We start from the raw sequence: 22,631 nt of genomic DNA, 5'->3' as shown, positions 1-22,631 counted from the left end.
ATTTCGCCGGGTCCGCCCGGACTCGTCCTGGCAATTGCCACCGGGACGTCTCCGAACGTCTGCGCAGGTCAGCTCATCTTGCGCGCCGCCTGCATCGCGGACAGGGCCGGGGTTGCAAGGACATCATGGACCATGCGGATGCGCGAGGGCGTGAAATGGCCCTCGACATCCAGCAGATTTACCGTGGCCAGCAGCGTCTCGTCCTCGAAAACGGGTAGGTTCATCACCGAGCCACACCCAAGCGAAGCGATCAGCTCGAAATCGGGAAAAACCGCCGCGATTTCGTCCAGCGTATTTGCCACGAAGGTCTGCCTTTGACCGCATATCGTGTCGAACCAGGCATTGCGCACGATCGGTTTGGTGCCGGACACGTGGTACACATCGGCCCTGTTGGAAAAGGCCCGTTGCGCGACGCCCTTGTCCAGATCGACCGTCATGACCGTCCAGAGACGAACCGGGCACAAGGTATCGCTCAGACGGAACAAGGCGGCGAAGCTGCCTTCCGGCGTTTTGGCGGCGGCCAGGTCTTCGGCGAACTGTGCCTTTGCGGCGTGACCTGCATCGGGGTCAATCTCGGGCATCGGGACCATCCTTTGTCTATCTGTTGCCGCCGCTTGCCGCGTAGAGCGCCAGGGAATACGGATCGGTGAAGCTGCCGTCGTGCAGTGCAGTGGCCTGTGCGATTTCCACGATCCGCCCCTTGTTCATCACGGCCATCCGTTCACACAGGAAGCTGACCACAGGAAGGTTGTGTGTCACCAGGAGATAGGTCAGCCCGCGCTCCGCTCGCAAACGTTTGAGCAGGTTCAGGATCTCGGCCTGGACCGAGACGTCGAGCGCGCTGGTCGGTTCATCGAGCAGCATCACCTCAGGCTCCAGCATCAAGGCGCGGGCAATGGCGACGCGCTGGCGCTGTCCGCCCGACATCTGGTGCGGGTATCGAAAGCGGAAGCGCCGGTCGAGGCCGACATCGACGAGGGCCTGCTCGACCCGTTCATCACGATCACCGATCCCGTGGATCGCCAACGGCTCGGACAGAACGGCGTCGACTGTCTTTCGGGGGTGCAGGGATCCGTAGGGGTCTTGAAACACCATCTGGCAGCGTCGGGCCATCGCGCGGTTCGGGCGATGGAGTCCCGGCTGTCCCAGGACTTGCATCGTCCCGGTCCATTCCGGCGCAAGCCCGCACAAGGCCTTCAACACGGTGGATTTGCCCGACCCGCTTTCGCCGACCAGCGCGAAACTTTCGCCGCGCGCGACATCGAATGTGACCCCCTGCACAACGCGGACGCCGCCATAGGCGATATCGAGGTTGCGCAGAGAGATCGATGGGGATGGATCGGTCATGTCGTGCGGTCCATCACGGGCAGCCAGTCGCGCGTTTCGTGCATTTTCGGCACGGCAGCCAGCAAACCCCGGGTATAGGGATGCGTCGCGTTGTACAGGTCGCTTGCCCGGCACGTCTCGACCACGCGGCCGGAGTTCATCACCAGGATGCGGTCGCAATAGCGGGCGACCAGCGGCAGGTCATGGCTGATCAAGATCAGCCCCATTCCGGTGTCGCGCACCAGATCGTCGATCAGGGTCAGGACATCGCCCTGCACGCTGACGTCGAGCGCGCTGGTCGGTTCATCGGCGATCAGCAGGCGCGGGCGCGGGATCAGCATCATGGCGATCATCACGCGCTGGCCCATGCCGCCCGACAACTCATGCGCATACATCCGCGCCACCCTGTCGGGATCGTTGATCCGCACGGCTTCCAGCATCTGCCGGGTCCGGGCCTTCATCTCGCGGCGGGGCAGGCGTTCATGGACCCAAAGCGCCTCTTCGATCTGGCGGCCAACCGTCATGACGGGGTTCAGCGAATAGCGTGGGTCCTGCATGATCATGGAGATGCGCGCCCCGCGGATGGCGCGCATCTGCCGTTCGCCGAGGCCCGTCAGGTCGGCACCTTCGAGGAGGATCCGTCCGTCCACCCGACCTGGCGGACGGATCAGGCGCAGGATGGCACGGCCCGTCATGGATTTGCCCGAGCCGGATTCGCCCACGATGCCCAGCCGTTCCTGCCCGAGCTCGAACGACAGGTTCTCGACGACATTCACCCGGCCTTGCGGTGTCGGAAAGCTGACGTTCAGGTTTTCGACCGACAGAAGGCTCATCGCTTGGTCTCTGATTTCGGATCGAGAACGTCGCGCAACCCGTCTCCGAGGAAGCAGAAGCCGAGGGATACGGTGATGATCGCGAAGCCCGGCATGGTAGAGACCCACCATTGATCGAAAATGAAGCTGCGCCCGCCCGAGATCATCGCCCCCCATTCCGGCGCCGGGGGCTGCGCGCCGAGGCCCAGGAACCCAAGGCCGGCCGCCGTCAGGATGATCCCGGCCATGTCCAGCGTCACGCGGATGATCATCGAAGACGTGCAAAGCGGCAGGACGTGGCGGAGGATGACGCGGGTATGGGACGCGCCCAGAAGACGCGCCGCGTCCGTGAATTCCGCATTCCGGATGGTCAAGGTCTCGGCCCGCGCGATCCGCGCATAGGCGGGCCAGGTGGTGATCGCGATGGCGATGATCGCGTTTTCGATGCCCGGCCCCAGGGCGGCAGCAAAGGCCAGCGCCAGAACCAGCTTGGGCATTGACAGGAACACATCGGTGACGCCCATCAGGATGCGGTCGGTCCAGCCGCTGAAATAGCCCGAGACCGCGCCGATCAGCAGGCCCAATGGCGCCGAGATCACCGCGACCAGTGCCACGATCATCAGCGTGATCCGGGTGCCGTGGATCACGCGGGAGAAGATGTCGCGTCCGAGTTGGTCGGTTCCCATCCAGTGTTCGGCCGAAGGTGGGAGCAACCGGCGCTCCAGGTTCTGGCCATCCCATGCCTCGGGCGCGATCCACGGTGCGAAGATCGCAGTCAGCACGAGAAGGGCGATGATCGCGGCCCCGAGCACGGTCAACGGATTGCGCATCAGATCGAGGCCGATGCGGTAGGCGCGCCCCGCCGCTGCCTGCCCGCGCGAGGCGGGGCTGTCGTCCAGAAGCCAGCTGCGCATCTCCATCCCCGACCCCCCTAGCGACTGCGCGGATCAAGGATGCGGTAGAGCACGTCCGAGACCTTGTTGATCAGAATGAACACGGCGCCGATCACCAGCGTCGCCCCGAGCACCGCGTTCATGTCGGCATTGAAGAGCGCCGTGGTCAGGTAGTTGCCGATGCCGGGCCAGGAGAACACGGTCTCGATCATCACCGAACCCTCGAGCAGGCCCGCATAGGACAGTCCGATCACCGTGATCAGAGGCACCCGGATCGCTCCGAAGGCATGAAACCAGATGACCCGCCATTCCGGCACGCCCTTCACCCGCGCCGTGGTGATGTATTCCTGTCCCAACTGATCGAGCATGAACGAGCGCGTCATGCGCGCGATATACGCCAGGCTGAAGACGCCGAGGATCGTCGCCGGCAGGATGATATGGGACAGGGCGCTTCGAAAGACGGCAAGGTCCCCGTCCAGCAGGCTGTCGATCGTCAGAAGCCCCGTGACCGTCGGTGTGATGCCATCGTAGAAGATACTGACCCGTCCCGGCCCGGACACCCAGCCCAAGCCCGCGTAGAAGACGACAAGCCCCACCAGTCCCAGCCAGAAGGCGGGCACGGAATAGCCCAGAAGCGCAAAGACCCGAATGACATGGTCGGTCAGGCGGCCCTGATGGGCGGCGGCCAGAACGCCTGCAGGTATGCCGAGGCCGACGCCGATCAGGATGCCGATGGTGGCCATCTCCAGCGTTGCGGGAAAGACACGGGCCAGGTCTTCGGCCACGGGACGATTGGTCGAGACCGACATCCCGAGATCGAACCGCAACACATCGCCCACGTAGCTTGCGAATTGCACGATCAACGGCCGGTCGAGGCCCATCGCCACCCGGGCAACCTCGTATTGTTCATTGGTCGCGCGATCGCCTACGACGGCCAGGACGGGGTCTATCGGGATCACTCGGCCGATGAAGAACGTCAACGCGAGAAGGCCGAGGAAGGTCAGGGCGACCACGACGCAGAACCGTAGCACGGCAATCCCCGTGCCGCCGATCATGCCGTGCCTGATCTCTTGTGCTGTCATCCTGCACCGCGCCCCCGATGGCGGTCACTCGACTGTGCCCTTGCCGGGACGGTGCAATATTTCTCTTGGTTTTGGCAAACAGTTTTGCTTAAATCAAAAAAATTATGTTGGCTTTTCCCGGGGGGGACGATGGCGCGGCCGAAGGTGAAGAGCGATCCCAATCTCGGTCACCTGATCCGCAAGCGGCGCAAGCAGCTTGGCCTGACCCTTCAGGCCTTGTGTGACGATGCGGGTCTGTCCGTCGGCTACCTCAGCCAGGTGGAGCGCAGCCAGGCGACGCCCTCGCTTGGAACGCTCGCCCAGATTGCACAGGGCCTTTCCGTCGGCCTGGAATACTTCATCGCCACCCCCAGACCTGCCGACAGCCTGTCGCGCAACGGCGCGCGTCCGCAGTTCTCCATCGACGGCTCGTCGATCCTCTATGAGGCGGTCAGCGCCGATTTTCCGGGGGCCGAATTATCCTGCTATATCCTGCATGTTCCGCCCGGCTATGCATCCGAAGTCGTCTGCCACGAGGGCGAGGAGATCATCTTCCTGCTGGAGGGAGAGATCACCCAGACGCTCGGCGGGCAAAGCTTCATTCTGCAACGGGGGGACAGCCTGCACTATTCCGGCTCAACCCCCCATTCCTGGTCCAACGGGACCACCGAGACCACGCGTATTCTGTGGACCGGCACCTTGTCGGTTCTGCAACGCAAGGGTGCCGTCAAACTGCCGGAAATGGCACCTGCCAACACCAACGGCTAAACTGCAACAACGGAGGTCGACCCCTATGAGACTGCTCAAACCCGCCCTGCTGGCAACGATGCTGGCGCTGCCGCTGGCCGTGCCTGCGGCTTTTGCCGAAACGCCGCCCGACGTTCTTGTCGTCGCCCAGAATATCGACGATATCGTCGCGATCGATCCGGCGCAGGCCTATGAATTCACGTCCGGCGAACTGGTGACGAACACCTATGACCGCCTCGTGCAATACGACGCCGAGGATACCACCGTGCTGGCCCCGGGCCTTGCCACGTCGTGGGAGATCGACGCCGAGGCCAAGACGATTGTCTTCACGCTGCGCGATGGCGTGACGTTCCACTCCGGCAACCCGATGCGCGCCGAGGACGTCGTCTTTTCGTTCAGCCGCGTCGTGCAGTTGAACCTGACGCCTGCCTTCATCCTGACCCAGCTTGGCTGGACCCCCGAGAACGTGGCCGAGATGGTGACGGCCGACGGCAACACGGTGACGGTGCGCTATGAAGGCGACTACTCCCCCGCCTTCGTGATGAACGTCCTGGCCGCGCGGCCCGCGTCGGTCGTCGACATGGAAACCGTCATGGCCAACGAAGTCGACGGCGACATGGGCAATGCCTGGCTGAATGCCAACACCGCAGGCACCGGCCCCTTCAGTCTGAGCGTGTTCCGAGCGGCGGAACTGATCCGGCTGGAGGCCAATCCCGACTACTTCAATGGCGGTCCCGCCATCGACGGCGTCATCATCCGCCACGTGGCGGAATCGGCGACCCAGCAACTGCTGCTGGAATCCGGTGACGTCGACATCGCGCGCAACCTGACCCCCGATCAGATCGCGTCGCTTGGGGGCGAGGGCCTTGTCGTCGAGACGTTTCCGCAGGCGGCGGTTCACTTCCTGTCGTTCAATCAGGCGGTGGACAGCCTGACGCCCCCTGCCGTTTGGGAAGCGGCCCGCTATCTGGTGGACTACGAGGGGATGACGAATTCGTTCCTCGCCGGGCAGATGGAGATCCATCAGGCCTTCTGGCCCGAAGGCTTCCCCGGTGCGCTGACGGATAACCCGTTCAGCTATGACCCGGAGCGTGCGGCGCAGATCCTTGCCGAGGCGGGTGTGGAATTGCCGATCACCGTATCCCTCGACGTGATCAACGCGGCACCTTTCACGGACATGGCGCAATCGTTGCAGGCGTCCTTTGCCGAAGCCGACATCAACTTCGACATTCTGCCCGGCACCGGTAGCCAGGTCATCACCCGCTACCGCGAACGCAGTCACGAGGCGATGCTGCTCTATTGGGGGCCCGACTTCATGGATCCCCATTCCAACGCCAAGGCCTTTGCCTATAACTCCAACAACGCGCAGGACGCCTATGCCGCCACCACTACATGGCGCAATTCCTGGGCCGTCCCGGACGAGATGAACGCGATGACGACCGCGGCCTTGACCGAAGCCGACCCAGCAGCCCGCGAAGAGATGTATCTTGAGCTTCAGCGCCAGGTGCAGGCCTCGTCGCCCATCGTCATCATGTTCCAGGCATCCTATCAGGTGGCGATGGCCCCGAATGTGTCCGGTTATGTGAATGGTGCGACGTCCGACTTCGTATTCTACCGGCTCGTCGACAAGAACTGAGACCGCTTGCCAACGTCGTCGGCCCTGCCAAGGGGCCGACGCTTTCCTTTCTCCGAGGTCTTCGTGATGGACATCTTCAAGGACCGCCTGGCCCGCCTGCGGACGCGCATGATGCAGACCCATACCGATCTGGTGGTTCTGGGACCGACCAGCCAAATGGCATGGCTCTCCGGTGCCGATCCACATGGCGATGAGAGGCCGGTCATGCTGCTGATCAGTCAGGCCTTCGCGGGCTTCCTGATGCCAGCTTTGAATTCCAATTCCGTGCGGCAGGCGACCGATCTTCCGTTCGAGACATGGACGGATGAGTTGGGTCCCGCCGAAGCGTTGCGCCGCCTGCTGGCACGGTGCGAGGTGACGGGGCCCGGCCACAGCGTCGCCCTCGACGAAGCGATGCGCGCCGATTTCGCCCTTCTGGTGCTCGATGAAATGCACACACCCGACCGGAGATTTTCGGGCGATACACTGGGCCATTTGCGGGCCATGAAGGACGCGGCCGAACTCGATGCATTGCGGGCCAGCGCGCGCCTGAACGATGCCGCCACCGCCGCCGCATTCGCCGCCTTGAGGGCCGGGATGACGGAACGCGACGTGGCCTCGGTCATCCATGATCACTACAAGGCCAACGGCGCGCGGGCCGAATTCACCATCGTGGGTTTCGGGGGCAACGGCGCTTTCCCGCATCACCATACGGGCGACACCGTTCTGCAAGACGGAATGGCCGTCCTGATCGACACCGGCTGCCGGATCGGCGGCTATCCAAGCGACATGACGCGCTGCGGCTGGTTCGGCACCGACCCCTTGCCGGAGTTCCGGAAGGTCGCCGATGTCGTTGAACAGGCCGTCCAGACCGCCATCGCCGCCGTCAGGCCCGGGGTCGCCGCCCGCGACGTCGACGCGGCGGCCCGTGGTGTCATCGATGCCGCCGGCTACGGCGAATTCTTCGTCCACCGCACGGGGCATGGGCTCGGCATCGACGTTCACGAACCGCCCTATATTACCGCCACCTCCGACGCGATCCTTGAAGAAGGGAATGTCTTCTCGATCGAGCCGGGGATCTACCTGCCCGGACAATTCGGCCTCCGTCTCGAAGACATCGTCACGGTCACGCACGACGGCGCTGAGGTCCTGTCGGCGTTGCCCCGAACCATCTGGAAACGCTAGGGCGGCCTCGAAGCTTGTCGAAGATCGCCTCACCAAGAAAACCCTCTGCCAAACGCGGCGGCGGATGTCTCTCGTCGCACAGATAGTGCCCTGTTTCGTGAAATCCTAGACTCGGGGTATCGTCACCGGGGATGCCGCCACCTGTGAGAGTAAGCAAAACCAATAGGTAAGTTGGACTGGTGGCGGAGACGAAGGAGCCGGGCGAACCGGTTCTCATCCCATCATCTGCCATCACAACTGTCCGGCTACCCATTGTTTTTCAAATACTTTTTCCGCCATGTGCCTCACGCAGGGTCCAGCTCACCTTAGTGCAGGCCAGACCAGTTTTGTACCTTCGTTCCAGACAACGGAAGGAAGTCAATCATGCTGACAGTGAAGCAAATCGAGGCCGCAATTTACGGCAAGGGGCCAGACCGGCTTGCGGATGTAAATGGCTTGTATCTTCGCCTCAACAAAGGCGGATCGAAGACATTTCAAGTGCGAGTGACCGCAGAAGGTCGAACGCGATGGAAGACCATCGGAAAGTATCCTCAGACGACGTTGAAGGACGCGCGTCTCGAGGCTGTCCTGATCAAATCGAACATGTCAGGCCGTGATGCCGAACCTGTCGGAGTTCAGGACGATCCTCCCGGGAGGAGGGAAAGTCTCCCCGACGATCTGGGAGATGGATCTTCTCTGCGTGAGGTGGCGAAGATCTGGTACGATAGGAAAAAGGCCGGTTTGTCCAATGGCAAGCACGCCTTGCAGAACTGGACGACCGTGAACCAGTATATTCTCCAACACCTCGGAGATTTGCGTCCGGCAGATATCAAGCGACGCGATATCATTCGCGTTCTCGATCCCATCTGGCGAACGAAACATGAGACGGCACGACGAACGCTGGGACGTCTGCGCGAGATCTTCGAACTGGCAATCCTCCAGGAGCTTCTCGAGGTGAACCCGGCCATCTTCGATCCGAAAATGGCATTTGGACCAGTGCAGAGGCATACGAAACACATGGCCGCATTACATTGGGAGCGGGCCCCCGATTTTTGGTCTTGGCTTGCCAATCACGATTGCGATGAAGGCGTCCGTCAGATGATCATGGCAATTATCTTGACCGGTAAGCGGACCATGGAGGCGAGAACAGCAGTCTGGTCTGATATTGATTTGCCTGGTGGCATTTGGACCACCACGCAGGAACGGATGAAGAAGAGGCGGCCTCACCGTGTGCCAATGTCGGCACAGCTATCGGTGGTGTTCCATAATCTGCTGCTCCTGAACGGCCCTGACGGGAATGACCATGGGCTTGTCTTGCCGCGTCCAAAGAACAAATCCGGCATGATCGATGAGAACAGAGCGAGGCTTGAGATTCAGAAATTTGACCCGGCCATTACAGGTCACGGAATGCGGTCAACTTTTCGGACTTGGGCAAGGAAGCAGGGAACCTATTCGCGGGACCTCATGGAATACGCCTTGGCCCACGAGAAGGACAAGGTGGTCGATGCTTACTTGCGGGACGACCTCCTCGAGGAACGGCGACCTATGATGCAGGCATGGGCTGATTTCGTGACTGGAAGCAGAATGCCCCATGATCTTCGGGACGACCTTCGATAATCAAGTTGATACACCACGTTTCAGGGTGGCATGCATCAAGTGTCCTGGAAACGAAAAAGGCTCGTTTGGTATGCTACCAACCGAGCCGTTTCGCTTAAGACGCGCGTCAATTTGAGAAATAATCAACAGCTTCAAGCCCAAAGATGTAGGCTTCAACATCAGCCTCGATCCAGCGGATCGTCCTGCTCCCCAGACGCCTCGGTTGCGGGAAGGTTTCGTCGTCCACCATACGCCGCTCCAAGGTGGACTCGCTGATCCCCAACATGTCGATAACTTCCCAGCGATCAATCAGCCGAGGCCGGGTCCTGTCTTTTGATTTATTTGAGTTGAAGCGAGGGATGAGGCCGTCCGGAGTCATCTTGGCGATATTTTTTTTCGCATTCATCGTGGTTTACCTTTCGAGGTGCACTTATCCCTGGCACTTATCCCTCGATTTTCGATGTGCAAGATTTTTTGGAATTTTCTAAAAAATAATCTCCCCAGCCCATGAATCCAGGCCTACGTGCTTTGTGTAGTGATACAGAATACAAAGGAATACAGATGGCCGTGACAAACGAAGAGATCATCGCAGCATGTGAACAGATCGCAAGGTCCGGACTTGATACGACGCAGCAGACCGTGCGTGAACTTACTGGTGGGTCCTACTCGACGATCGGGCCGATCCTGAAGAAGTGGAAAGAACAACGCCAGAATGACGATCGGGTCCGAGATATTCCGGTCCCCGATGTCATTGGGGACGCATCCGCCGTCATGACGGGTAAGCTTTGGGAGGCGGCTCTGGAGCATGCAACTGCCGGACATGAAGCCATGCGTAAGGCCCTGTTGGCGGCCGAGGTTGCTGCGGCGGTTGAACGCGATGAATCAACTGCGATAATTGCTGAACTCGAAGGCGATTTGGAGGCTACGCGTTCTAATCTGAAGACTGCGTTGGAACGTCTGGATCGACTCGAGGCGGAACGTGAGGGAAACTTCCGTCGGGTCGCGGACGCGCAGGTCATCGCAGAACACGCAAGCACCGAGGCGGCGACACTTCGCATGATCATCGATGCTCGAGATACGGCTGATCGGAAGATGCCCTCGAGCGGAGTGAGCTTGGAGAAGCCTAGTAAGCCGAAATGCCAGCGGTCGAACGCTCTGCCCGGTTCGGTCTGAAGGAAGAAAGCTCACCGCCGTATCCGCGGCGGTGAGCCCCGGATCAGTGTGGGCCCGACACCACGTCCTCAGGGTTGGGGTCCTCAGATCCTTCCGGATCATTGGACGTCAAGGTCAGGCCCTCCTGAAGGGCATCGACGAGCTCACTAGGCGCTGCCCCGTCCCATGAAATCGCTCCGTTAAGCAACCATATTCGCCAACCCAAACCCTCGATACACATGCCAAAAACCCCTTCATGTCGTGCCAATGAAATGCCGATTTGCTCCGCGAGAGACATCGTTGTCGAAATCAGTCGAGCCTGCCGGATCAAGTCGACCCATCGACGTCTCCGTCGAGCTGGCCGCGGATCCAAGAGAGATTGACTGCCATTTGTTCCATCAAGGCCATCAACTCGTGCTGCTGATCTGATAGTCGTTCGACGGTTCGCGTTCGCGGGAGAAGCTCCTCCATCGCGGTAGCGTGCCTGTCCATGATCAGCCGGATACCTGAGATCTCCGCGACCAGGACCTGCAAGTTCGTCGCGACATCCTTGTCTTTGTGACTGTCGAGGACCTTGATGAGCAGTTCGATCAGCTCGGCCATCAAGTGCTCGGGATGTCCGGGGAAGGACGGGGCAATCTTGTTCATAGAGAATGGTCTCCAGTCTGGTCCGCAGATCGGCAAAAGAATTGCGGAAGGGGAAAAGGGCGCGAGCGGCAAGACCGGCCGCTTGTGCTCGGGTGAGAGCAAGGGCGACCCTGCTGATCATGTCGGTCAGTCGATCCCTGAGGACTGGCCGAGCCGACGGGAGCGGGCCGGCTGGCGATGGCCACCCCGGGTGATGCGTGGGTAGGGAAAGCGGTAGGCGGGCGATGACGTCGTCGATCTCCAAGGTCTGTTCGGACCGCCGATCGAAATCGAACGTATCGGCATTTGCGGAAGCAATTCGATGCCAGAGTTCTTCGTATTTATCCCGAGGAAGCATGGCGCTCGTGGTGGGATGTGGTGCCAGTCTGCGGTGTCCGCGCAGATTGCCCGACAGGGTGAAACCGCCCTCATCCAATGGTCCAATGAGATGCAGGCGGCCCGGGGAAATCCGCGCCAAGCGGTAGCCGATTTCTATCAAAGAGGGGATCAAGTTCATCGCGAAGTTCAGGGGCGATTTCGAACTGATACGACTGGCCAGATCCTTGGCGCGGTCGAGCAGGTAGAGCCGTGCCTGGTCGCTTGTGATCTCTTGGTCTGCACGGAGCGCAGCACGATGTTGCCGTTCGAGCCAATCGGGTCCACTGACCATGGTTCGGTTACTCACAGTCCTTGGGTCCGTCCAGCCGAAGCGCTTATTGAGAACGGCCTCGGCCTCGGGCCAGATCCGGCCTCCGGAAGATCTGGGCGGAGCCGGATTGTAGCTGCGGATAGATCCGTCCGCTTTCCGCAAAAACCGCGGGATCAGGAGGTTGATCTCCAGGCGTCCGAGATGCGTGTGGGTGCATGTGAGGATCGGGGGGCGTAGATGATCAGGAATTCCTGGAAACGCGGTGTCGATTGCGTACTGCATGGCGGCCAAGGCATGGGTTCGGTCTTCGCCGGCACCTTCGTTGAAGCGGTTCACGTCGATGTCTGAGGCCGCGAAAGACAGCACGGCGCACCGGTACGTCGCTTTGAACGGCAGCGCGTTGATGCTTGCTTGTACGATATCCGGATTGCCGATGAGAACCTCGGGCGCAGGGTCGCGCACATCCCTGATCTTGCCGCCGTCGATCTTGCGTTCGATGGTTGAGGCAAGGAGGTAGAGGGTCGGTTGCTTCGGATCGCTGCTCGCCCAGTGTCGGGACCAACTGATCCTCATGACTGATCAATCAGGCGGTCGGCGGCCAGCATCAGGATCATCCTTTCGACCCGATGGAGGCTTGCCAGAATGCGCAATCCTTCGGCTCCGTCGTCGCTTCTTTCAGCGATGGCTTGCAGCTGGACGAGGGCACGTTCCGCGACGGCAAGGCCCTCCTGGAATCGTTCCGGGGAAACACCCGGTTGCCGGTTCAGGGCGGCGGCTGCAACGTATGCCGACACGGACATACCCTCCGCATTGGCACCCCGCAGGATTGCGGCATACTCGCCCGTGGATGCTGAATACTTGTACTGTGTCTTCTTCGGTTTCGTTTTGGTGGACATGTCGGTCTCGCTGGAAGTAGGCCCATCGCAGGGATCTTGATGTTGTGATGTCCGACAAAGCCTATGCTTCAGGGGAACCGATAATTAGTCCGGCAGAACTGATAGATGTGGATATCCTCGCCTCAGAAATCTGGTATCGATCAATATGATGTGGATACTCATGAAGTAGCGATTGGATCGCTTCTGGTTGGGTGCCGGCCAACGGCCTGTAAACCCGCCTGCCGAACTAGGATCTCGCCCGCGCGGATCGTCGAACAGGAAAGAAAAACATGGTTCAAGTCACCCAAGCTGAGATCAACAAAGCCGCATGGGGGGCCTGTGATACATTCCGGGGCGTCGTCGATCCGTCCGTCTACAAGGACTACGTGCTCACGCTGCTGTTCCTGAAATACGTGAGCGACGTGTGGAAGGACCACCAGACCCGCTACCAGGCCGAACATCCAGACAGTCCAGAACTGGTCGAGGCCATGATGCAGCAGGAGGCGTTCAAGCTACCCGACGGGGCCAGCTTCGACGCCCTGCACAAGCGTCGGCATGAGGCGGGCAACGGGGAACGTATCGACAAGGCCCTCCATGCCATCGAAGAGGCCAACGGGGACAAGCTTCGCGACGTGTTCCAAGACATCAGCTTCAACTCCAACAAGCTCGGCGATGAGGAACAGAAGAACGACATACTCCGTCACCTGCTTGAGGACTTCTCCAAACCCGCGCTCGACCTGCGCCCCTCCCGTGTCGGTCAACTCGACATCATCGGTGGGGCTTACGAATACCTGATCTCCCGCTTCGCGGCCACGGCGGGCAAGAAGGCGGGGGAGTTCTATACCCCTGCCGAGGTCTCCGACCTCATGGCCCGTCTTGCCGACCCGCAACCGGGAGACCACATCTGCGATCCGACCTGCGGCTCTGCGTCCCTCCTGATGAAATGCGGCAGGCTTATCCGCAATCAGGGCGGCAAGGGCTATGCGCTGTTTGGGCAAGAGGCCATCGGCTCCACCTGGGCGCTGGCCAAGATGAACCTGTTCCTGCACGGCGAGGAGAACCACCAGGTCGAATGGGGTGACACGATCCGCAACCCCAAGCTGCGCACCAAGGACGACGCCCTACGGCACTTCGATATCGTCGTCGCCAACCCGCCGTTCTCCCTCGACAAATGGGGGACGGACGCCGCCGAGACCGACAAGTTCGCCCGCTTCCGCCGCGGTATCCCGCCCAAGACCAAGGGCGACTACGCCTTCATCCTCCACATGATTGAGACGCTGAAACCCAAGTCGGGCCGTGCTGTCGTGGTCGTCCCCCATGGGGTGCTGTTCCGTGGCTCGACCGAGGGGAAAATCCGCCAGAAGTTAATCGAGGAGAACCTGCTCGATGCCGTTATCGGCCTGCCTGAAAAGCTGTTCTTTGGCACAGGCATCCCCGCCGCCCTGCTGGTGTTTCGTAAACACAAAACCGACGACTCTGTGATGTTCGTCGATGCCAGCCGAGAGTTCGTGTCCGGCACCAACCAGAACGCTCTGGATCAGAGCCATATCGACAAGATCGTGGCGACCTATGCCGCGCGGGAGGCCGTGGATAAATACGCCTATCGCGCCACACGGGCCGAGATCGCGGAGAACGATTACAACCTCAACATCCCCCGCTATGTCGACACATTCGAAGAGGAGGAAGAGATCGAGCTGATGGCTGTGCGGGCCGAACGGCAGGCGCTGAAGGCCGATCTGACCGAGTTGGAAACCCGCATGGCGGGATATCTGCGGGAGCTTGGGTATGGTTCCTGAAGGGTGGATGCATACCAGCTTGGGTGATCTGCTTGAGTTCAAGAACGGATCCAACACCGAGAAAGCAAACTACGGCGGTGGCGTTCCATTCATCAATGTATCTGAAGTCCTCAAGCATGAAAGCCTGACTGCTGATCTGATCCCTGGGAGCGTCAAGCTGAGCGAAGCTGCGGCCAAAGCCTACCGCGTCAAACGTGGAGATATCCTGTTCAATCGAACAAGCGAAACGACCGAGGAAGTAGGGTTTACGTCCGTGTATCTCGACGAAGAACCCGTGATCTTTGGAGGGTTCGTCATCCGTGGTCGGCCAAAGAATGGGAGCCTTTTTCCAGAGTTTGCCCGCTATGCGATGCGTCAACCTCAGGTCCGTAGCGAGATCATTCGACGAAGCCAGGGCGCGGTCCGGTCCAATGTCGGGCAGGGTGAACTATCAAAGGTTGAGATCACACTCCCCCCACTCCCCGAACAACGGAAGATCGCGGATATCCTCTCGACCTGGGATGCGGCCATCGAGAAAACGGAGGCCCTGCTGGCCACCGCCAAAGCCCAAAAACGCGCCCTCATGCAATCCCTCCTCACAGGCAAACGCCGCTTCCCTGAGTTCGAAGGACAGGACTGGAAAGAGGTGCGGTTGGGGGGATGTGGCCGACATCCGTATTGGCGGTACACCTGCTCGGAAAGAGCCGACCTATTGGCAGGATGGGAACAACATCTGGCTTTCTATTGCCGATCTTGGTCCAAAGCACCTCAATTCTTCCAAGGAACAAATTACGGATCAAGGTGTGGCAAAAAGCAACGTGAAGCTGCTACCTGTGGGTTCCGTCGTCATGAGCTTCAAACTTACCATCGGCAAGCTCGGCATCACTGCGGTGCCACTCTACACGAATGAAGCAATTTGCGGGTTTGTTCCCCGCACACCCACCAGCTTTCATCCTGAGTTCTTGTATCAGCTTCTCCACGTCGCCGACCTGCTTCAAGATGTGGATCAAGCGGTAAAGGGCAAGACGCTCAATAAGGCAAAGCTCAACGAATTAAACCTTCGAATGCCAGGCATCGCTGAGCAAAGAAGGATTGCGGACTTCATGGTTAGCATGGACCGTGAAGTCGAAAACTGGACAAACCAACTGGAGAAACTCCGCACCGAGAAAAAGGCCCTGATGCAGCAACTTCTCACGGGCAAGCGGCGGGTGGTGGTTTGACATGGTGGGTTTTATTGATCCACCTGGTCCTTTTTTTCAAGTTGCAGACAGTGAGGAAGCTGAGAATGCCGCCCGTTCTCTGATCGATCAACTTATTGCCGATACCAATCTCTACAGCACAAGAGATGCGCAGTTTGAACTGCTCAAATCTGTCTCACGCTTCAAAGAATACGCGCCGTTCAATGCCATGTTGATGCACATTCAGTGCTGTGCCTCCTGAAAACGTCCTCGTTTATGGCTAGAGTTTTCCGCTAGATTTTCCTTGGCTGGGAGAGGAGCGGATGGCGATGAAAGCATCCAAATTCACGGACGCGCAGAAGGCGTTCATCATCAAGCAGGGCGAAGAAGGAACACCTGTTTCTGAGATCTGTCGGAAGGCTGGGATCAGCCAGGCGACGTACTTCAATTGGAAGAAGAAGTATGCCGGGATGTTACCGACGGACATGAAGAAGCTGCGTGAGCTGGAAGACGAGAACAGGCGATTGAAGAAGATCGTCGCGGACTTGTCGCTGGACAAAGAGATGCTTCAGGACGTTATCAAGCGAAAGCTTTGAGGCCTGCTCGCAAGAGAACGCTGGTCGACGAGATCAGGGCTGATTGGCGGGTATCGATCCGGAGGGCCTGTGGGCTTATCCGGTTCGACCCGCGGACATATCGGTACAAGTTTCGTCGACGCGACCAGGCCGCATTAGAACAGCGCATCAAGGAGATTTGCGAGACGCGCGTGCGGTTTGGTTATCGGCGCGTACATGTACTGCTGCGCCGGAAAGGTTGGGAGATCAACGCGAAGAAGACGTATCGTGTTTACAAGGAGTTGGGCATGCAGTTGCGCAATAAAACCCCAAAACGCCGTGTGAAGGCAAAGCTGCGCGAAGACCGCAAAGAGGCCGTGAAACCGAATGATATTTGGGCAATGGACTTCGTGCATGATCAACTGGCCACAGGTCGCAAGATACGCATCCTGACAGTCGTCGACACCTTCTCCCGCTACGTTCCTGTGCTCGACGCCCGGTTCAACTACAAAGGCGAAGACGTCGTTGCGACTTTGGATCGTATCTGCCGCAAGACCGGTTATCCCAAGACCATCAGGGTCGATAATGGCAGCGAATTTGTCTCTCGTGACATGGACCTTTGGGCTTACCAACGGGGTGTAACCCTGGACTTCTCAAGGCCGGGAAAGCCGACCGACAATGCCTACATCGAGGCGTTCAATAGCAAACTCCGATCCGAATGCTTGAACGCTCATTGGTTCATGGGCCTTGAAGATACCGCCGAAAAGTTGGAGGCTTGGCGTAGAGACTACAACGAAGAAAGACCGCACAGTGCCATTGGGAACAACGTCCCGGCAGCGCTGATGAAATCGCCAGACGCATCCAGCCCGTCTGTGTGATCAAAGGGCGGAAAATCTAACCCCCAGCGGGGACACTTCCGGTAGCACAGCAAACCTGAACAAAGCTAACCTATAGACGCGGACTCACAGGGGAGCAGGTCAAAACCTAAACCCGATACACCTTGGAAACACTGCAAACCTGTCCGACAAGGTGGGACCATTTTATTGACAATCACGACATGGCCCTTCCTCTCCCGAAATGGTCCACTTATCATCGCGGTCGAACCTATAGGACGGCGCAGATGATCGATGGCAAAGACGGCGACTACTGGACGAGCCTGCCCGACGTGGAAGGCGACGGGCAGGATGCGTCCAGTGGCCTTCTTGTGTTCCATAAAATCGCTGGAGCGGAGGCAGACGCTTGGGGCGGGTGCCCCACAGCTCTGTTCGCCGCTCTCCCGGAGGCTCCCCCGACCCTTCTTGCCGCGCTCTACGGCCCGGATGCGCCGCGCCGTGCCTATCTGCTGGTGGACGGAACGCTCCGTGCCCTGATTGCCGGACTGTTCGATCTCGACGTGATCATGGTCCACGCCCGGTCATTGTTCGAGGATGAGGCTGCGGAAACGACGGGCGAGTCGGGGCCCTGGCTGGTGGACCTATCCATCGCCGACCCGAACGCGCCTGGAGACATCAGCGTTCTGCGCGACTTTTTCGCACGGCACTGGCCCGCTGGGCTTAGCGTGCTGATTTCCACCAATGCACCGTTCGACGTCCTGCGCGGCCACCTGCGGCGCTTCACCAAGTTGCCGGTCGTCGATGACGAACGGATGCTGACGTTCCGTTTCTGGGATCCCCGCGTGCTAGGGCCCTTTCTCGATGCCATCGCGACTGACCCGAGCCGCCTGCGCCGCATGACCGTCACCGATGACGGGCACCCCATCGCCTACCTGCTGCTGCCCGCGGGCGGCGAGGACGCCGACCGCTCCGAAGCAATCCACTTCGCCCCCGTCCCCGCGCTCCAGGAGGAGCCGCTGCGCCCCATGCGCTTGCGCTACGCAGACTTTGACGCCACGGCCCGTGCCCAAGCGGAGGCCCGGCGGGCGCATATGGCGGACCGGCTGCGCGCCGACTTCCCCGCTGAACTGGCGGACCGGCCGCCCAAAGCGGTTCAGGCGGTGGTGGACGCGGCCGTCGCCCGGTTCGAGGCGTTCGGGTTCCGCGACCACGCGCATCTGCACCTCTTCGCGGCGTGGTCGCTATTCTACGGCGCGACCTTCGAGCGGGGCGACCCGACAGGCGAGCTGGAGGCGATCCTGCGCGGCGACGCACCCGAGGCCGAGCGGTTTGGCGCGTTCCGCCGCCGGTTTGAGACCTTCGCCGTGGACAGTCAGCGGGGCGCCGCCTGATGGCCGGTCCGTTGAGCCCCGCCGAGATCGGCGCCCGGTCGGAACGGTCTGCCTATGCGGAGGCCACCCCCCCGCGCGGGGTCTGCGCGACATGCCGGGGCCCGGTGATCGTGCGGGCGACCTATGATGACTATTGGCAAACGCCGGTTACACGCGCGCCCCTGCGTGTGTGGGATGCGAACGGCCTCGTTTTCGACGGCGACGTCCAGACCCAGGGGCTAATGCATTTCGGCGCGGCCGACGGAGAGGTGAGCGAAGCAACGCTGGCCGAGTTGCGCGCTTATCTCGGCACCGTCGAGGCGGCAGATGCGCAGCGCGGCGGCGTCGAGGTTGAGCTGGCCGCCGACGAGGCCGCGCTCCAGCAGGCTGAGGCACTGTCGCGGCAGATCAAGGCCGACCTGCGCGCGCTGGCGGGTCGAATGGAGACCTCGCTCCATCCGTGGATCGCGGAATGGGAGAATGACGGCTGGTGGGGTGCCATCGGAACGTTCTTTGATGGCGTGGGGCAAGGTCTGACGGCCTGGTGGGAAGGTGAGGGCGAGTTCTGGTCGGCCGTCGGCGACTGGATCGCGGGCTTGCCGGATGCGATCGGCGATGCGTGGGACAGCATGACCGAAGGGGCGCGGGCGCTTTGGGACAACCGCCACCGTATCGTGGAGCTGTTGCAGGCACTGGCCACCGGGGCGGTGAGGACGTTCCAGCAGGGCTTCGACGCGGTGGCGCGGGCCCTGGCCGAGATCCCGGGCCTGGGCGAGATCGGCCAGCTTCTGTCGGAACTGGCGGACAGGTCGGTCGAGTGGAGCGCGGCGATGATCGAGGTGGCCACGCGCACGGACGTGCTGCGGGTATTCGCGGCGACGTCGCTGGGGGTGCTGATGCTGGTGCCGCCGAACTTCTGGGCCGAGGTGGTGGGCCAGGGCGTGGGGTTCCTGATCCCCGAGGCGATCATCGCGCTCTTGTTCCTGGCCATCGCCGCCTTCACCGGCGGCACGGCAGGTGCGGGTCTGGCGGTCCGCCTGACGCAGTTCGCAGGCCGGATCGGAACGCAGCTCGCCCTCCGTGCGCCCCGGGCCGGACGTGTCTTGGGCGACCTGTTCACCACCCTCATCGGCCTTGTCGAAAAGCTCACCGACCTCGTGAAGGCCATGCTCCGGGGGCGCAGCGAGCGCAGGGCTGGCACAACGGATACCGAGATACCCATCGTACGGCGGGCCCGGATCATGGATCAGGTCGATCCCGGATGCTTCGACGCGCTCGGTTACGCCGAGCGCCGCGCCCCGGGGGATCCGGCCGCGCAGCGCGAGATCGTCTCCGAATACGCCCGCCAGCTCCGCGACCAGCAGGCCGGTCTCAACGACCTCACCGTCGGCGAATATCTCGATGCCAGAGAAGCATACAACCGCCTCACACGAAGTGGTATCAGCGATGGAGTGGCGCAGGCGAATGCGCGAAGCGGACTGCGGGGCGAGATTGAAGAAAGTGTTCGGGAAGGCTTGGAAGCCCAAGGCATGGGAAGCAATCGCGCAAGAATAGAGGCGGAACGTCGTGCTCGCGAGATCATGTCCAACCTTGCCGCCCTCCACGATCCCGACATGATCGCGGGCGGTGCGGACCGCATCCGACGCGTCGGCGACAGTAGGGTGAACTCGTCCATTGGCGGAAGTTGGGGGGACCACAAAAAGCCGACTAGCCGTATCTCCCGGATCGACGCTGCCGCAGAGCGTGCCGCGGCCGACCCTAGTATCGGGCGGGATGGACGTATGAACACGAAGTTGGAGCCATGCAGGGGAAGACGATGACGAAAGCGAAAGAATTAAAGGACTTTGAAGAAGTTTTCGGTGTGCCTACTGCCGTAATGCTAGCGCCGAACGATGTGATCAATCGCCTATCCGGGATCGCTCCTGAGGCGATGTGTGACTACTGGCGGCGGTTCGGGTTCTCGGTATTCCAGGATGGCTGGTTCCAGCTGGTCAACCCGGAGACCTACGCCCCCATGCTCGGCGCATGGCTCGAAGGCACCGACCTTGAAGGCAAGGACGACTACATCGCCGTGACGCGGACTGCTTTGGGGGAGGTCAACGTCTGGGGGCGGAAGACGGGCTACGGCTTCTCGATCTCCGTGATGAGTGATGGCATCATATTGAAGCGGAAGAACAACGCTGCAGGCATTGCAAAGGGGCAAGCCGATAAGTGGGGGGAGAGTATCCTCTGGGGCTGCGGCCTTCTTAACTACGGCACACCGAATATGGACCACGACGACCTCTATGTCCGCCTTTTTCTGGCTGCCAAAGCCCGCCTTGGCCCTCTTGGCCCCGATCAAATGTATGGGTTCGTCCCGGCGCTCCCGCTGGGTGGCAAGATCGACGCGGACAACCTCCAGATCGTGTCCGCGCCCGAGCACCTGACGATGCTCGCCGGGATCAGCGAGCGGCCTGTCCTGACCTTCGACGACCTCGTCAAGCGCGCCTTCGGTGCGGGTGCGGTCGAGGATGCCAACAAGATGATAGACGGTATGAGCTGACGCCAGCACCCGCTTCATCGGGCCCAACCTTGCAGCCCTCCACGATCCCGACATGATCGCGGGCGGCGCGGACCGTATCCGGCGTATCGGTGACGCAGGGGTGAACTCGTCCATTGGGGGCGGATGGGGGAGCCATGAGCGTCCGTACAGCAGAATCGCTCGGATTGACGCTATGACCTGAGACACGAGTTCCCTCCAGCCTTTGGGAGAATCCGTCGATTGATTGCACTGTTCCCCAACCTTGGACCGCCGGAAGCTGGATTTTTCCGACTGTCTCACGATGACGGGCTTGTGACGCCATCGGGATAATGCATGGCAATCGGGACATTGTATCCGATCGCGCTGTGGGGTCGGTCCTCGTTGTCGTGTCTGCGCCAATCCTCCACTTTTTCCCGTGCATCCGCAAGGCTCATGAACCAGTGCGCGTTCAAGCATTCCGCCCTGAGCTTGCTGTTGAACGCTTCGATGAAGCCGTTGTCCGTCGGTTTGCCCGGTCGTGAGAAGTCCAGTGTGACGTCGTTGGCATAGGCCCAGATATCGAGGTCCCGAGAGATAAATTCGCTGACATTATCGACGCGAATGGTCTTCGGATAGCCGACCTTGGCGCAGACCTTCTCCAGCGTCTGCACGACGTCCTCGCCCCGGTAGGTGAAGCGGGGATCGGCCGCCGGGCACAGCCGGAAATGCGTGTCCACGACCGTCAGGATGCGGAGCTTCTTGCCCATGGCGAGTTGATCGTGAACGAAGTCCCGTCTCACACATGCTTCGCATGTGTTGCCGGGCACTGATCGCCCAGACATCATTCGGGCCGATGGCTTTCTGGCGGTCCTCTCGGAGATTCGCCTTCACCCGACGCTTGGGGCGCTTGTTCCTGAGCTGAAGGCCTAACTCATTGTAAATTATTCGGGTCTTCTTCATGTTGATGATCCAGCCTTCTCGCCGAAGCAAGACATGAACACGGCGATATCCATACCGCACGCGCGTCTCGCAGATCTCCTTGATCCGCATCTCAACAGCGGCCTGGTCCGTCCGCCGGGAATTGTAGTGGTAGGTGGATGTGTCGAAACAGATGGCTCCGTCGCCGGTGGTCGCTCGGACCAGTGGCGCAACCACCGGCAGCCCTTACGGATCGACACGCCCCAGTCGACGCACATCCCGGTCACGATCTCGCGCAAACGGCCAGGCTTCAGAGCTTTCGCCGAATGACATGCTGCAACATCTCGCGATCCAGCGTCAGGTCAGCGACGATCTTCTTCAGCCGCGTGTTCTCGTCCTCAAGCGCCTTCAACCGACGCATCCCGTCCGGCAGCAGCCCACCATACTTCTTCTTCCAATTGAAATACGTCGCCTGGCTGATCCCGGCCTTGCGGCAGATCTCCGCGACCGGCGTGCCTTGCTCGCCTTGCTTCAGAATGAACGCCTTTTGCGCTTCTATGAACTTCGATGCCTTCATGCGAATCCGATTCTTTCCCAGCCAGAGAACTCTAGCGGAAAACTCCAACTTCAGACGATCCAGTTTTCAGGGGGCAGAGCAACTGCTTCGTGGAAGCCGCGCCGTAGCGATGCCTATCCTGGCCGAGGTCCGGTTTGGGCCGGTCCTAACCAAACTGGTCTCCATTTTCGGCATTCTCAGCGTCGATCCCGACCCGCCCTTCCCATCTTGAAAGATGTTCGTCGAGCATCCTGCGAATGACTTCTTGCCGGGAGGGGCGGCCTTCCAAACGGTCACCGACCGCGTCTAACCGGTCAGCCATTTCCTCAGGCAAAGACATCATGAATGTAATGCTGCTCGCTTTCGCGCGACCACGTTTCGCCATGAGTCGAATCTCCAGTTGACGAGCTCGAATCATAAATATATATAT

The 22,631-nt window shown here is 60.5% G+C and carries 22 protein-coding genes and 2 pseudogenes; 14 read left to right on the top strand and 10 right to left on the bottom strand.

Annotated features, from left to right (window positions below):
- Positions 1-68: 68 nt before the first annotated feature.
- Genes BM002_RS09375 through BM002_RS09355 form a run of 5 tightly spaced genes read right to left on the bottom strand, consistent with a single transcriptional unit; the run spans position 69 to position 4,086 of the window.
- Complete coding sequence (locus BM002_RS09375) at positions 69-581, bottom strand: GAF domain-containing protein (RefSeq protein ID WP_092779783.1); 513 nt, start codon at positions 579-581, stop codon at positions 69-71.
- Between the two features lie 16 nt (positions 582-597).
- A complete protein-coding gene (locus BM002_RS09370; RefSeq protein ID WP_092779781.1) occupies positions 598-1,347 on the bottom strand; it encodes an ABC transporter ATP-binding protein in 750 nt (249 codons plus the stop codon).
- Positions 1,344-2,159: an ABC transporter ATP-binding protein gene (locus BM002_RS09365; RefSeq protein ID WP_092779779.1), complete on the bottom strand. Its 816-nt coding sequence runs from the start codon at positions 2,157-2,159 to the stop codon at positions 1,344-1,346. Before BM002_RS09365 ends, BM002_RS09370 begins: the two co-directional genes overlap by 4 nt.
- Positions 2,156-3,058 (bottom strand): ABC transporter permease, encoded by a 903-nt coding sequence (locus BM002_RS09360; RefSeq protein ID WP_092779777.1) that lies wholly within the window; start codon positions 3,056-3,058, stop codon positions 2,156-2,158. Before BM002_RS09360 ends, BM002_RS09365 begins: the two co-directional genes overlap by 4 nt.
- A gap of 11 nt (positions 3,059-3,069) precedes the next feature.
- The gene (locus tag BM002_RS09355) at positions 3,070-4,086 is read right to left on the bottom strand and encodes an ABC transporter permease (RefSeq protein ID WP_245749225.1); all 1,017 of its coding nucleotides are present in this window, start codon (positions 4,084-4,086) and stop codon (positions 3,070-3,072) included.
- 156 nt (positions 4,087-4,242) lie between these two features.
- Between BM002_RS09355 and BM002_RS09350 the strand changes: the two genes are divergently transcribed.
- From BM002_RS09350 to BM002_RS09335, 4 genes are all read left to right on the top strand, one after another.
- On the top strand, positions 4,243-4,860 hold the full coding sequence (locus BM002_RS09350; RefSeq protein ID WP_092779773.1) for a helix-turn-helix domain-containing protein: 618 nt from the start codon (positions 4,243-4,245) through the stop codon (positions 4,858-4,860).
- Positions 4,861-4,885: 25 nt separating this feature from the next.
- Positions 4,886-6,475 carry an ABC transporter substrate-binding protein gene (locus tag BM002_RS09345; protein WP_092779771.1) on the top strand — a complete coding sequence of 530 codons (1,590 nt, stop codon included), beginning with the start codon at positions 4,886-4,888 and terminating at the stop codon, positions 6,473-6,475.
- 66 nt (positions 6,476-6,541) lie between these two features.
- Positions 6,542-7,639, top strand: coding sequence for a M24 family metallopeptidase (locus tag BM002_RS09340; protein ID WP_092779769.1), 1,098 nt, complete (start codon positions 6,542-6,544; stop codon positions 7,637-7,639).
- A 363-nt stretch (positions 7,640-8,002) separates the two neighbouring features.
- The gene (locus tag BM002_RS09335) at positions 8,003-9,235 is read left to right on the top strand and encodes a tyrosine-type recombinase/integrase (protein ID WP_092779767.1); all 1,233 of its coding nucleotides are present in this window, start codon (positions 8,003-8,005) and stop codon (positions 9,233-9,235) included.
- A 106-nt stretch (positions 9,236-9,341) separates the two neighbouring features.
- Here BM002_RS09335 and BM002_RS09330 read toward each other — a convergent pair whose 3' ends face one another.
- A complete protein-coding gene (locus tag BM002_RS09330) occupies positions 9,342-9,620 on the bottom strand; it encodes a helix-turn-helix transcriptional regulator (protein ID WP_092779765.1) in 279 nt (92 codons plus the stop codon).
- A 155-nt stretch (positions 9,621-9,775) separates the two neighbouring features.
- Between BM002_RS09330 and BM002_RS09325 the strand changes: the two genes are divergently transcribed.
- A complete protein-coding gene (locus tag BM002_RS09325) occupies positions 9,776-10,387 on the top strand; it encodes a DNA-binding protein (protein WP_175484854.1) in 612 nt (203 codons plus the stop codon).
- A 43-nt stretch (positions 10,388-10,430) separates the two neighbouring features.
- Here BM002_RS09325 and BM002_RS19055 read toward each other — a convergent pair whose 3' ends face one another.
- Entirely contained in the window at positions 10,431-12,215 is a 1,785-nt protein-coding gene (locus BM002_RS19055) for a hypothetical protein (protein WP_139212325.1), read from the bottom strand.
- The gene (locus BM002_RS09310) at positions 12,212-12,538 is read right to left on the bottom strand and encodes a hypothetical protein (RefSeq protein ID WP_092779757.1); all 327 of its coding nucleotides are present in this window, start codon (positions 12,536-12,538) and stop codon (positions 12,212-12,214) included. The genes BM002_RS19055 and BM002_RS09310 overlap by 4 nt, the downstream gene beginning before the upstream one ends.
- Before the next feature lie 269 nt (positions 12,539-12,807).
- Between BM002_RS09310 and BM002_RS09305 the strand changes: the two genes are divergently transcribed.
- From BM002_RS09305 to BM002_RS19740, 9 genes and pseudogenes are all read left to right on the top strand, one after another.
- Positions 12,808-14,313, top strand: a complete 1,506-nt coding sequence (locus BM002_RS09305) for a type I restriction-modification system subunit M (protein ID WP_092779755.1) — start codon at positions 12,808-12,810, stop codon at positions 14,311-14,313.
- Positions 14,303-14,773 (top strand): annotated as a pseudogene (locus tag BM002_RS19525) (restriction endonuclease subunit S); the annotation flags it as partial. The gene BM002_RS09305 and the pseudogene BM002_RS19525, both read left to right, overlap by 11 nt.
- On the top strand, positions 14,658-15,512 hold the full coding sequence (locus BM002_RS19520; protein ID WP_342707318.1) for a restriction endonuclease subunit S: 855 nt from the start codon (positions 14,658-14,660) through the stop codon (positions 15,510-15,512). The pseudogene BM002_RS19525 and the gene BM002_RS19520, both read left to right, overlap by 116 nt.
- Positions 15,513-15,516: 4 nt before the next feature.
- A complete protein-coding gene (locus BM002_RS19045; protein WP_139212323.1) occupies positions 15,517-15,732 on the top strand; it encodes a hypothetical protein in 216 nt (71 codons plus the stop codon).
- 67 nt (positions 15,733-15,799) lie between these two features.
- A protein-coding gene (locus BM002_RS09290; protein ID WP_092780556.1) for an IS3 family transposase occupies positions 15,800-16,902 on the top strand; the annotation gives its coding sequence in 2 pieces (ribosomal slippage) (positions 15,800-16,061 and positions 16,061-16,902; 1,104 coding nt in all).
- A gap of 242 nt (positions 16,903-17,144) precedes the next feature.
- A complete protein-coding gene (locus BM002_RS09285) occupies positions 17,145-18,248 on the top strand; it encodes a DUF4123 domain-containing protein (protein ID WP_175484852.1) in 1,104 nt (367 codons plus the stop codon).
- Positions 18,248-20,047, top strand: a complete 1,800-nt coding sequence (locus BM002_RS09280) for a polymorphic toxin type 15 domain-containing protein (protein ID WP_092779749.1) — start codon at positions 18,248-18,250, stop codon at positions 20,045-20,047. Before BM002_RS09285 ends, BM002_RS09280 begins: the two co-directional genes overlap by 1 nt.
- A complete protein-coding gene (locus tag BM002_RS09275) occupies positions 20,044-20,769 on the top strand; it encodes a GAD-like domain-containing protein (protein ID WP_175484851.1) in 726 nt (241 codons plus the stop codon). Before BM002_RS09280 ends, BM002_RS09275 begins: the two co-directional genes overlap by 4 nt.
- Positions 20,770-20,785: 16 nt before the next feature.
- Positions 20,786-20,950 carry a polymorphic toxin type 15 domain-containing protein gene (locus tag BM002_RS19740; RefSeq protein WP_425431854.1) on the top strand — a complete coding sequence of 55 codons (165 nt, stop codon included), beginning with the start codon at positions 20,786-20,788 and terminating at the stop codon, positions 20,948-20,950.
- Positions 20,951-21,044: 94 nt separating this feature from the next.
- Here BM002_RS19740 and BM002_RS09265 read toward each other — a convergent pair.
- Positions 21,045-22,222 (bottom strand): annotated as a pseudogene (locus tag BM002_RS09265) (IS3 family transposase).
- A 145-nt stretch (positions 22,223-22,367) separates the two neighbouring features.
- Positions 22,368-22,586 (bottom strand): ribbon-helix-helix protein, CopG family, encoded by a 219-nt coding sequence (locus BM002_RS19290; protein ID WP_092779743.1) that lies wholly within the window; start codon positions 22,584-22,586, stop codon positions 22,368-22,370.
- Positions 22,587-22,631 lie beyond the last annotated feature (45 nt).

Source organism: Jannaschia pohangensis (genome assembly GCF_900113875.1).
GTDB lineage: Bacteria > Pseudomonadota > Alphaproteobacteria > Rhodobacterales > Rhodobacteraceae > Jannaschia > Jannaschia pohangensis.
The sequence above is the reverse complement of the archived record's forward strand: the minus strand, read 5'-3'. Positions and strand labels throughout refer to the sequence as shown.

Coding starts and splice junctions, on each gene's coding strand:
- BM002_RS09375 (WP_092779783.1), bottom strand. CDS start 581: ATGCCCGAGATTGACCCCGATGCAGGTCACGCCGCAAAGGCACAGTTC.
- BM002_RS09370 (WP_092779781.1), bottom strand. CDS start 1,347: ATGACCGATCCATCCCCATCGATCTCTCTGCGCAACCTCGATATCGCC.
- BM002_RS09365 (WP_092779779.1), bottom strand. CDS start 2,159: ATGAGCCTTCTGTCGGTCGAAAACCTGAACGTCAGCTTTCCGACACCG.
- BM002_RS09360 (WP_092779777.1), bottom strand. CDS start 3,058: ATGGAGATGCGCAGCTGGCTTCTGGACGACAGCCCCGCCTCGCGCGGG.
- BM002_RS09355 (WP_245749225.1), bottom strand. CDS start 4,086: ATGATCGGCGGCACGGGGATTGCCGTGCTACGGTTCTGCGTCGTGGTC.
- BM002_RS09350 (WP_092779773.1), top strand. CDS start 4,243: ATGGCGCGGCCGAAGGTGAAGAGCGATCCCAATCTCGGTCACCTGATC.
- BM002_RS09345 (WP_092779771.1), top strand. CDS start 4,886: ATGAGACTGCTCAAACCCGCCCTGCTGGCAACGATGCTGGCGCTGCCG.
- BM002_RS09340 (WP_092779769.1), top strand. CDS start 6,542: ATGGACATCTTCAAGGACCGCCTGGCCCGCCTGCGGACGCGCATGATG.
- BM002_RS09335 (WP_092779767.1), top strand. CDS start 8,003: ATGCTGACAGTGAAGCAAATCGAGGCCGCAATTTACGGCAAGGGGCCA.
- BM002_RS09330 (WP_092779765.1), bottom strand. CDS start 9,620: ATGAATGCGAAAAAAAATATCGCCAAGATGACTCCGGACGGCCTCATC.
- BM002_RS09325 (WP_175484854.1), top strand. CDS start 9,776: ATGGCCGTGACAAACGAAGAGATCATCGCAGCATGTGAACAGATCGCA.
- BM002_RS19055 (WP_139212325.1), bottom strand. CDS start 12,215: ATGAGGATCAGTTGGTCCCGACACTGGGCGAGCAGCGATCCGAAGCAA.
- BM002_RS09310 (WP_092779757.1), bottom strand. CDS start 12,538: ATGTCCACCAAAACGAAACCGAAGAAGACACAGTACAAGTATTCAGCA.
- BM002_RS09305 (WP_092779755.1), top strand. CDS start 12,808: ATGGTTCAAGTCACCCAAGCTGAGATCAACAAAGCCGCATGGGGGGCC.
- BM002_RS19520 (WP_342707318.1), top strand. CDS start 14,658: ATGCGATGCGTCAACCTCAGGTCCGTAGCGAGATCATTCGACGAAGCC.
- BM002_RS09285 (WP_175484852.1), top strand. CDS start 17,145: ATGATCGATGGCAAAGACGGCGACTACTGGACGAGCCTGCCCGACGTG.
- BM002_RS09280 (WP_092779749.1), top strand. CDS start 18,248: ATGGCCGGTCCGTTGAGCCCCGCCGAGATCGGCGCCCGGTCGGAACGG.
- BM002_RS09275 (WP_175484851.1), top strand. CDS start 20,044: ATGACGAAAGCGAAAGAATTAAAGGACTTTGAAGAAGTTTTCGGTGTG.
- BM002_RS19290 (WP_092779743.1), bottom strand. CDS start 22,586: ATGGCGAAACGTGGTCGCGCGAAAGCGAGCAGCATTACATTCATGATG.